We start from the raw sequence: 9,451 nt of genomic DNA, 5'->3' as shown, positions 1-9,451 counted from the left end.
GAGCCAAATAAATTCCACAATTGATTAATTTATTCGCTGTCGTACAAAGGTATTCGAGAAATGATAGATTTTCTGAATCTTTAATCAAATTTTGTTGACATCCATACATTTAAAATTCACCTCCTATTTTTTATTCTATCACAAATGATTTTTGGTGCTACATCTCTAAAAAGCCGTCCTCCGCCCCGCTAAAGGACGGGGTTTTAAACCCAGTTTTTTGATAAACTTGGTAGGTCTAAAAATCCTTAATCTCAGAAGGCTCTAAAACTTTCAGCCATCGCTCTTTGGGAAAAATTTCCAAATTAGGATCGAGTAATGCGATCAGATCCCCCAATAAATCTGGGTCGGTTACAGCAAGGAGTCCTTTGCGAATCGCTTGAAAGGTCTGGTAGTTAATGGGACTATCCTCCTGTTGAGTGCGTTGCTGAATTTCGTCGATTCCTAAAATGGCGATCGCCCCCTCGAGTAGCTGTATTAAGCGCAGATGTTGAGGTAAATCGCCTAAAACCGGATATCTATAGAGTTCTTGGGATTTTTCTAAGGAAATTTGCGCGATAAAACTCAATCTGGGCAAATCCGAGGGAGCCGCACTATTTTTTTGCAGGAGTTCGAGACAAGTTTCAAAAGGATTGGTAGAATGGCCGTTGAGTTTGGCGCTATAAGTGTTCATGTCCAGCCCTAAAAGGGAGGCTAAACGTTCGTGAACTTCAATATCTGGACTCCCTTTTTCTTGTTTCCAACGAATTAAATAACTATTGGGAACATTGAGTTGTCTGGCGAGTTGTCGTTCAGATTTGAAGTAGATTTGGGCTTTTTCCAGCAAAACTAAAAAACGCTTGTGTTTTTCGGGATTCATTGCACTAAAAAGAATTTAATGTGATTCATTTTGCATCACTCTAGAAGTTAAACATCTCGGTTTCATCTATATTAAACCCAATGAGTGCTATTTTTGAAATTATAAACGGTGAAATCAAAATATTTTTGATGCAAATAGGTTCAAAAAGATAAGTTAATTCCTACGACATAGGGTAAGCCAAAGATGGCGAATATAGTTTTTTGATGGGTTTTTTGTGAGGCGATCGCGCTGCCAATCTCTAGCAGTTTGCCAGATTATTTCCGAAAAACTCGGGGAAATGGGGTATAGTTCAGCCAAGCGATCGATACTAATCTGGTTTTGTCTGGCTAAAGTTAATAAATTAATTAATTCTGTTGCTTGAGAACCGACAATTGTTGCTCCTAAAATAGCACCTTTTCGATTGAGTATAATTTTCAAAAAACCAGTTGTTTCTTCCCTGAGAAGAGCCAGGGAAACTTGTTTAAAATAACGATGATAAACAACAATATTTTTTTCTCCATATTTCTGTTTTGCCCGCTCTTCTGTTAGACCAATTCTCGTTAAATTGGGATCGGTGAAGACAGCATGGGGAAGGCGATCGCGATCGCCTTTGCAAGTAGAAAAATGAAGGGCATTATGCAGCGCAATATCACTCTCATATTGAGAGCGAGAAGATAATTTCAATTCGTCCTCAATACTACCACAAATATAAATTTGCGAATTACAAGTTTGTAACTTGGGGTTGATATTTGGACTCGCAGGATCGATTCCAAATGCTTCTAAATTCAAACCCTCTAAATTCCATTGGCAACCAGCAGCCCAAATAATTTCATCGGTTTCAATGGCGCGATCGCCAACTTGAAGCCATTTTTTGGGTGGGATTTTCTTAACTTGCGTGACGGGACTATCGGTTAAAAGCTCAATACCTTCTCCCTCTAATTGTGCTTGAATTAAACGAGCCGCTTCTGGTTCTTCTTGGGGTAAAATTCGGGTGTCGATCGCCAAAGTAATCGTTTTTCCTAAACGTACTAAACTTTGAGCCAGTTCTAATGCGAAAAACGTATTCCCAAGAATTGCTAAATTTTGTGGCAATTGTTGTAAAGTAGGCGATCGCCAGAGAAGATCGGCGGTTAAATAGCCAACTTCCTGTAAACTTTTCAGTTCGGGAAGACGAGGACGAGTTCCCATTGCTACAATGTAAGAACGCGATCGCAGTTTTCGTCCAGCAACGATAAAAGCTAATTGGGGACGGCGACAAAACTCCCCCATTCCCTCAATAAAATCAACTCCCGCAGCACTTAAAATAGCAGGAGAATTTTGTTCCGCAATAGTCGCGATCGCGCTTTCCCTCCTTGCGATCTCAGTTTCTAAATTAATCTCATTAATCTGTCCAGAAATAGCAAATTGTGCCGCATTTTTCCCTTCCTTATAGCACCGACCTATCTCCCTCAAACTGTAGCGATAAAGCGCAAGATTCTCTCCTTGACAATTTTGAGAAACCAAAGCAACACGAGCATTCAGAGATACCGCGTTTAAAGCAGTGTAAATCCCTTCAGGAGTAAACCCAATAATAACTAAATCGTATTCGCCAGACATTTCACAAGAATTATAATAGTGGCAGATTTTAGGTTGATATTCTCCTATTCTCTATGTCTTTATCACCAGGGATAATGCCTGAACCAAGCGTTGATTTTCTGGAGCAGAACGAACAGCAATACGAAAATAGCGATCGCCTAATTCAGGAAAACTCAAACAATCTCGAATTAAAATTTTATCGTGCTTTAATAATTGTAATTGTAATTGAGAACAAGAATATTGACTTTTCACTAACAAAAAATTGGCGGCTCCCATCACTGGATCGAGACCCGGTAATGCTTTTAAACTGCGATAAAGAAAATCCCGTGCGGGGGTCAACCAGTCCCAAGTTTGCCGTTGAAATGCGCGATCGCCTAACACAGCCTCTCCTGCGGCTGCAGCCAAAACATTGACACACCAAGGATCGCGCATTTTTTGCCACCGTTGTAGGCGATCGGGATGGGCAATGGCATAACCCAAACGCAGCCCAGGCAAACTGTAAAATTTTGTCAGCGATCGCAATATAATTAAGTGAGGAAAATCTTGAATATACCCCAGCAAACTTTGTTGCTGTGAGGGCAAGAGGAAGTCCATAAAGGCTTCATCAATGACCACAACCTCAAAACAATCTAAAAGGGGCAAAATTTCGTCAATTGACCAAAGTTTGCCCGTAGGATTGTGAGGGTTATTTAATAACAATCCCCTTTTACTCGTTCTCGACCCAGAAAGAGGAAAGAGAGAAAAAGAAAATTCTCCTCTTTCCATCAGAGAATGCTGTTCCACATTGGCAGAAAAAGCCTGTAAACCGCGCTGATAATCGCTAAAGGCAGGAGTTAACAAAACGACCTTTTCCTGGCGAGCGAGTTCCCAACAAGCCCAAGTCAGCAATTCCGCAGACCCATTCCCCGGTAAGAGCCAATCCTTGGGGAGATCGTGCCATTGAGCAAGAATTGAGCGTAGCTGATGATATTGGGGGTCGGGATAGCTCGAAAGGGAAGTCAAACTGCCTTGAATTGCGGCGATCGCACTCTGGGGAGGACCCAAAGGATTGATGCTGGCCGAAAAATCCAAGATCGTATCGGCAGAACAATCGGCGATCGCAGCAGCCCAATTCAGATTCCCCCCATGCTTGGGTCTCTGGGAAATCTCGCTCATCGGGGGACAGGAAATTAAGTTTCGTCGGTAGCCGCAGCAGCTTTTTTAGAAGCTACTTCAGTTTTAAATTTTTTACCCGGTGAAAAAGCGGGAACTTTAGTCGCAGGTATCAGCATGGTTTCCCCCGTTTTGGGATTGCGTCCTTCTCGTTCCTTGCGATCGCGAGCTTCAAAAGAGCCAAATCCGACAAGAGTTATCTTTTCTCCCTCGGCGACAGTCTCCATGATCGTCTCAATGATGGCAGTAATGATTGCATCAGCCTCTTTCTTGGTAACTTGGGTCCGGGAAGCCACCATATCTATTAGTTCCCCTTTGTTCATGAAATAATCTCCCGTGTTGCGTTTGTTAAATAGAACGAATCTGTTCCGTTGGTAAATTCAGTCAATAAAAGCCTTGGAAGATTTCCCAACCACTAGGATTGATAAAATTACTGAAATCCCCGTAGGCTCAAAGATTCACTGAATTATTCTATCATTTCCCATGCCCCAAGGTCATTAAAGCTGTAACTTGTTCGCTGGAAATCTCCTTAATGGTATTCCAAGCGACATCAAAAATGCGATGGGGTTGAAACTCATCTTTCACTAAGTCCCAAAGTCGCTGTACTTCTTGGGTGTGTAGGCGATCGTTCTCTGTCAGCGCCAATAAGACTTGCTGTCTTAAATAGCGTCCTTCTTCAGAAAGAAGATATTGTAACCCCAATTGTGCTGTCGGAAGAAGGTTCAAATTGCCATCGGTTTGCGCGATCGCCAGCATATTTTCCAATCGTTCCCACTTAAATTTCCCATCCTGAATCAGCACTTCTAATAAGCGGCGACGCATGGCCGGAGATTCCCCTCGGAGCAATCGTTGTGCAACATAGGGATAAGCAATTTCAACAATGCTAAATTCGGGATCTAATGTTAGTGCTAATCCTTCTTGAGTAATCAGCGATCGGATAATCAGGGAAAATTTCGCCGGAACCCGGAAAGGATACTCATACATCAACTCGGAAAACTCATCGGTAATGGTTTTAAAATTGAAGTCTTTCACCTTTTCCCCCATGGCATTACCCAACACCTTTTCTAGGGCAGGAATAATCGGAGTAATATCGGTATCCGAGGCTAAAAATCCCAGTGCTTTAAAATCATCGGCCAGTTGATAAAAATCGCGGTTGATGAGATGAACCACAGAAGCGGCTAGGGTTTCCTTGGTATATTCATCTAGCTGATCCATCATGCCAAAATCAATATAAGCCATGCGTCCATCGGACAGGGCAAATAAGTTTCCGGGATGGGGATCGGCATGGAAAAAGCCAAATTCCAGGAGTTGTTTCAGTCCAGAAATAACCCCAATTTTAATCACTTCATTGGGATCTACACCCACTGCTTCAATGCTTTCTGTATCGGTGAGTTTAAAGCCGTCGATCCATTCTAAAGTTAGGACTCGCAGACCGGTATAGCGCCAGTAAATTTCCGGAACTTTAACCGTGGGATCGTCGCGAAAATTGGTGGCAAATATTTCTGCATTACGGGCTTCATTGAAGTAATCAATTTCTTCAAATAGTTTTGCTCCAAATTCATCAACGATTAAAGTTAAATCGTGGCCGATATTTAAAGGCAACCAGGGGGCGATCCAACTGGCAGCCCAGCGCATTAAATGCAGGTCGAGGGTAATGGTCGGGCGTAAATTCGGTCGCTGTACTTTAACGGCAACTTTTTCCCCACTGTGCAGGACGGCTTGATACACTTGTCCGAGACTGGCTGCTGCAATGGGATGGGGGGAGATTTCCCGATAGATTTCCTCTGGAGTACGGCCCAAATCTTCTTCAATAATTGCGAAAGCCGTTGCGTTGTTGAAGGGAGGTAGGCGATCTTGTAATTTAACGAGTTCGACGAGAAAATCTTTTTGGATCAGATCCGGCCGAGTAGAGAGAGCCTGACCGACTTTAATGAAAGTTGTTCCTAACCGAGTCAGAGTTTGGCGCAAATCGGCGGCGCGTCTCAACTTGTTTTTTTCGATAACGTTTCGCCAGCGATCGAGGAGAAAGCGGAGGACAAACCCACCAAGATACCAGAAAATAGTGAAGGCTCGCCAGAAGACTAACCAAGGTCTGTAGCGGCAGTATTTGGCGATCGCCTGGGGATCGTAACGTTGCGATCGCCCTCGTCGCGGGGGCTGACCGTCATCGGAAACAAATTGATGTTGACTCACAAGATCGTTTTACCTCATCGAGTGCAAAGATTCTTTAACTTCACTCTAGTTAATTTGTTGCGAAAATACAACCTCCCCAAACTTAAGAGGAGGAATTTTTAAAACAATCGGTTAAGATTGGCTAGATGGACGTTGGTAATTAAAACTCTAATGACAGCAGCAACACTGACAAAGCCTAAGTACGAAATCAAAGATATTGCTCTTGCCGCCAAAGGTAAACAGCGCATTGAATGGGCGGGACGGGAGATGCCTGTCTTGCGTCAAATTCAGGAACGGTTTGCTAAAGAGAAGCCCTTCGCGGGAATTCGTTTAGTCGCTTGTTCTCACATCACTACAGAAACCGCCCATCTGGCGATCGCCCTCAAAAATGGCGGTGCGGATGCCCTATTGATTGCCAGCAACCCCCTCTCAACCCAAGACGATGTAGCGGCTTGCTTGGTTGCTGACTACAATATCCCTGTATTTGCCATTAAAGGCGAAGATAATGAAACTTATGGTCGCCACGTCCAGGTCGCTCTCGATCATCGCCCCAACATCATTATCGATGATGGTAGCGATGTTACGGCAACGATTGTTAAAGAACGTCAAGACCAACTCAAAGACCTGATCGGAACCACGGAAGAAACCACTACAGGGATCGTCCGTCTTTTAGCCATGTTCAAAGATGGGGTGCTTTCCTTCCCCGCGATGAATGTGAATGATGCGGATACTAAGCATTTCTTTGATAATCGTTACGGTACCGGACAATCTACCCTCGATGGCATTATTCGCGCGACTAATATTCTCCTCGCTGGCAAAAACATTGTTGTTGTCGGTTATGGTTGGTGCGGAAAAGGTGCGGCGATGCGGGCGAAGGGTATGGGGGCAAATGTTATCGTTACGGAAGTAGACCCGACTCGCGCGATCGAAGCGGTTATGGATGGTTTCCGGGTGATGCCCATGGCTGATGCTGCACCCCAAGCGGATCTATTCATTACTGTCACGGGGAATAAGCACGTCATTCGTCCCGAACATTTTGATGTGATGAAAGATGGCGCGATCGTTTGTAATTCCGGTCATTTCGATATCGAAATCGATTTGAAATCTTTGGGTGCAAAAGCGACGGAAGTGAAGGATGTTCGCCCCTTTACTCAAGAGTACAAAATGCCCAGTGGTAAATCTGTTGTTGTTTTGGGTGAAGGTCGTTTGATCAACTTAGCGGCGGCGGAAGGACATCCCAGTGCTGTAATGGATATGAGTTTTGCTAACCAAGCCCTCGCTTGCGAATACTTGGTGAAAAATAAGGGTAAATTAAAACCTGGATTGCATTCCATTCCTGAAGAGATTGACAAGGAAATTGCTAGTTTGAAATTACAAGCAATGGGCATTGCGATCGATACTTTAACTCCCGAACAAGTTGAGTATATGAATTCCTGGACAATGGGAACATAATTCCGGTGTAAATATCTGTAGGTTGAGTTGGGTTGATTCCTCAATTCAACCTACAGTTTATGCTGATTCTGCCAGGGTAAAGAGCCGATCGCAGGGAAGATCGAGGTCGGGAAATAAGGGGGTTTGAATGCGATCGCCAGAATGTAATATAGTTTTTTGATATTCTCCGTCAACTAATCGACAAAGAGTAATAGTGGGTTGTTTGGGACTGCCAATATAGTATTTACCCCCGAGTCCTAAATGATCGACCAGCCAATATTCGGGAATTTCTAAGGCTTCATAATCTTCGTATTTACGAGCATAATCATTCTGCCAATTAGTGCTAACGACTTCTACAACCAGCTTTACTGTTGTCCCCATTGTAATAATCGGTTCTCGCGTCCAAAGTGGTTCTCGAGATAGCGCTGCCTCATCCAGTACCATGATATCGGGTCTAAAGGCCGTTGCTATTCCCAAAGGTTTGAGCAAGCAACAATGAACGATAAAATAAGGTAAGTCAAGAAGATCGATTTGGACGTTGAGTTTGCGACTCACAAAAGCACCAACCTGTTCGTGCAGACCTGTGGGTTCCATATCAATTAACTCTCCATCGATTAACTCATAATTTTTATCATCTCCATAGCAGTTGATGAATTCGTTAAAACTAATTCCCGTTCGTGCGATCGCAGTAGTCATAGATTTATACGAGGATTTATACGAGAAAAAATCGGGAGATTGATAGCCCCGTCTCTCTTAGTCAGCATTCCCTTGCGTCTTTCACCGACGCGGGACCCGACCGCTCTTTAGAGCGGGGTAGAAAAGCGGTTGAGAGATGCTGAGGAAACCTCAGCATATCCAATCAATTAAGAGAGCGACACGGCGCATTTATTCGCCTGCATCTTTGACAATCTATTTTAGCAAAAGATTGATGGATTTACAATAATTTGATATCCTAAAAAAAGGAGGTAAAAGTTAATGTATGGATGCCAACAAAACTTAATTAAAAACTCTGAATACCACCCTTTTTTAGAATATCTTTGTCTAACTATGCTCGTCGTTGGGGAATTGAGACTCTGTTCGCTGCTCTGAAAACTCGCGGATTTTGTCTTGAATCAACTCATTTCACTGACTCTCATCGTCTCTCTAAACTTTTAGCTTTACTGGCTATTGCTTTTGTTTGGGCAATGAAGACGGGTTTATGGCAACATTTTCACCAATCCTGACCACAAGTTTGATGCTTTTCTTGACTCTCTCCAGTTTTTGCCCTGTACTTAGATCCTCGAGGCGATCGCGGACTCTACATTATTGGCGCGGTCTTAAATCTATCCCTGAGAATCTCTACAAAAATCTGAGTCTAAGGTATTCTAAGATCGGAGAATCGACTTTTCTAAAGCTGGATTATTAAAATCCCGCCGTCCAACTATCACGATCGCGATCGCTCAATGAACTCAGGAATCGACCTACAAGGCAGTTTTATTCAAACCCTCACGGACTTGGGACTGTCCTCAGAAGCAGCCAAAGCCCTTTGGATACCCATTCCCATGACATTAGTTCTCATCGCTTCTGTCGTTGGGGTCCTAGTCACAGTGTGGTTAGAGCGGAAAATCTCCGCCGCCGCCCAACAGCGCATCGGTCCAGAATATGCAGGACCCCTCGGAGTCCTACAGCCCGTCGCCGATGGCTTGAAACTCGTGTTTAAAGAAGATATCATTCCCGCCCAAGCCGATCCTTGGTTATTTACCCTCGGTCCGGTTTTGGTGGTTATTCCCGTGATTTTGTCCTATCTCATCATTCCCTTTGGACAAAATCTTCTGATTACAGATCTCGATATCGGCATTTTTCTCTGGATTTCTATCTCCAGCATCGCCCCCATCGGCCTCCTCATGGCTGGTTACTCCTCTAACAATAAGTATTCTCTTTTAGGAGGTTTACGGGCGGCGGCTCAATCAATTAGTTACGAAATTCCCCTCGCCTTATCCGTATTAGCTGTAGTCATGATGTCCAACAGTCTCAGCACTATTGATATTGTCCAACAGCAGTCCGGTTATGGCATCCTCGGTTGGAATATTTGGCGACAGCCCATCGGCTTTGCGATCTTCTGGATCGCCGCCCTCGCTGAATGCGAACGCCTTCCCTTCGATTTACCCGAAGCCGAAGAAGAATTAGTAGCAGGATATCAAACAGAATACGCGGGAATGCGCTTTGGACTCTTTTATGTGGGTTCTTATATCAACCTCGTGCTTTCTGCCTTAGTTGTCGCTATTCTCTACCTCGGGGGTTGGGAAT

General features: G+C 43.8%; 8 protein-coding genes and 1 pseudogene. 3 read left to right on the top strand and 6 right to left on the bottom strand.

The genetic code is table 11. The features are described from left to right. Positions 1-235: 235 nt before the first annotated feature. The 5 genes from VB714_RS25845 to VB714_RS25825 form a co-directional block, all read right to left on the bottom strand. Positions 236-856 (bottom strand): helix-turn-helix transcriptional regulator, encoded by a 621-nt coding sequence (locus tag VB714_RS25845; RefSeq protein WP_323228059.1) that lies wholly within the window; start codon positions 854-856, stop codon positions 236-238. A 153-nt stretch (positions 857-1,009) separates the two neighbouring features. Next, a complete protein-coding gene (locus VB714_RS25840) occupies positions 1,010-2,431 on the bottom strand; it encodes an NAD(P)/FAD-dependent oxidoreductase (protein WP_323228055.1) in 1,422 nt (473 codons plus the stop codon). A gap of 51 nt (positions 2,432-2,482) precedes the next feature. Continuing rightward, positions 2,483-3,565: a threonine-phosphate decarboxylase CobD gene (gene cobD, locus VB714_RS25835; protein ID WP_323228052.1), complete on the bottom strand. Its 1,083-nt coding sequence runs from the start codon at positions 3,563-3,565 to the stop codon at positions 2,483-2,485. 14 nt (positions 3,566-3,579) lie between these two features. Then, complete coding sequence (locus VB714_RS25830; protein ID WP_323228050.1) at positions 3,580-3,885, bottom strand: HU family DNA-binding protein; 306 nt, start codon at positions 3,883-3,885, stop codon at positions 3,580-3,582. A 151-nt stretch (positions 3,886-4,036) separates the two neighbouring features. Next, positions 4,037-5,755 (bottom strand): AarF/ABC1/UbiB kinase family protein, encoded by a 1,719-nt coding sequence (locus VB714_RS25825; protein WP_323228048.1) that lies wholly within the window; start codon positions 5,753-5,755, stop codon positions 4,037-4,039. 150 nt (positions 5,756-5,905) lie between these two features. Here VB714_RS25825 and ahcY point away from each other — a divergent pair, with 150 nt between their 5' ends. Then, on the top strand, positions 5,906-7,186 hold the full coding sequence (gene ahcY, locus VB714_RS25820; protein WP_323228045.1) for an adenosylhomocysteinase: 1,281 nt from the start codon (positions 5,906-5,908) through the stop codon (positions 7,184-7,186). Positions 7,187-7,243: 57 nt separating this feature from the next. On the opposite strand, the gene VB714_RS25815 is transcribed toward ahcY, so the two are convergent. Continuing rightward, entirely contained in the window at positions 7,244-7,861 is a 618-nt protein-coding gene (locus tag VB714_RS25815; protein WP_323228043.1) for a Uma2 family endonuclease, read from the bottom strand. Positions 7,862-8,199: 338 nt separating this feature from the next. On the opposite strand from VB714_RS25815, the pseudogene VB714_RS25810 reads away from it, so the two are divergent. Beyond that, positions 8,200-8,373: pseudogene (locus VB714_RS25810) on the top strand (transposase); the annotation flags it as partial. 234 nt (positions 8,374-8,607) lie between these two features. Next, positions 8,608-9,451: NADH-quinone oxidoreductase subunit NuoH (gene nuoH, locus VB714_RS25805; protein WP_323228041.1), on the top strand; the 844-nt coding region annotated here is incomplete at its 3' end.

Source organism: Spirulina sp. 06S082, from assembly GCF_034932145.1.
Lineage (GTDB): Bacteria > Cyanobacteriota > Cyanobacteriia > Cyanobacteriales > Spirulinaceae > CCY15215.
The sequence above is the reverse complement of the archived record's forward strand: the minus strand, read 5'-3'. Positions and strand labels throughout refer to the sequence as shown.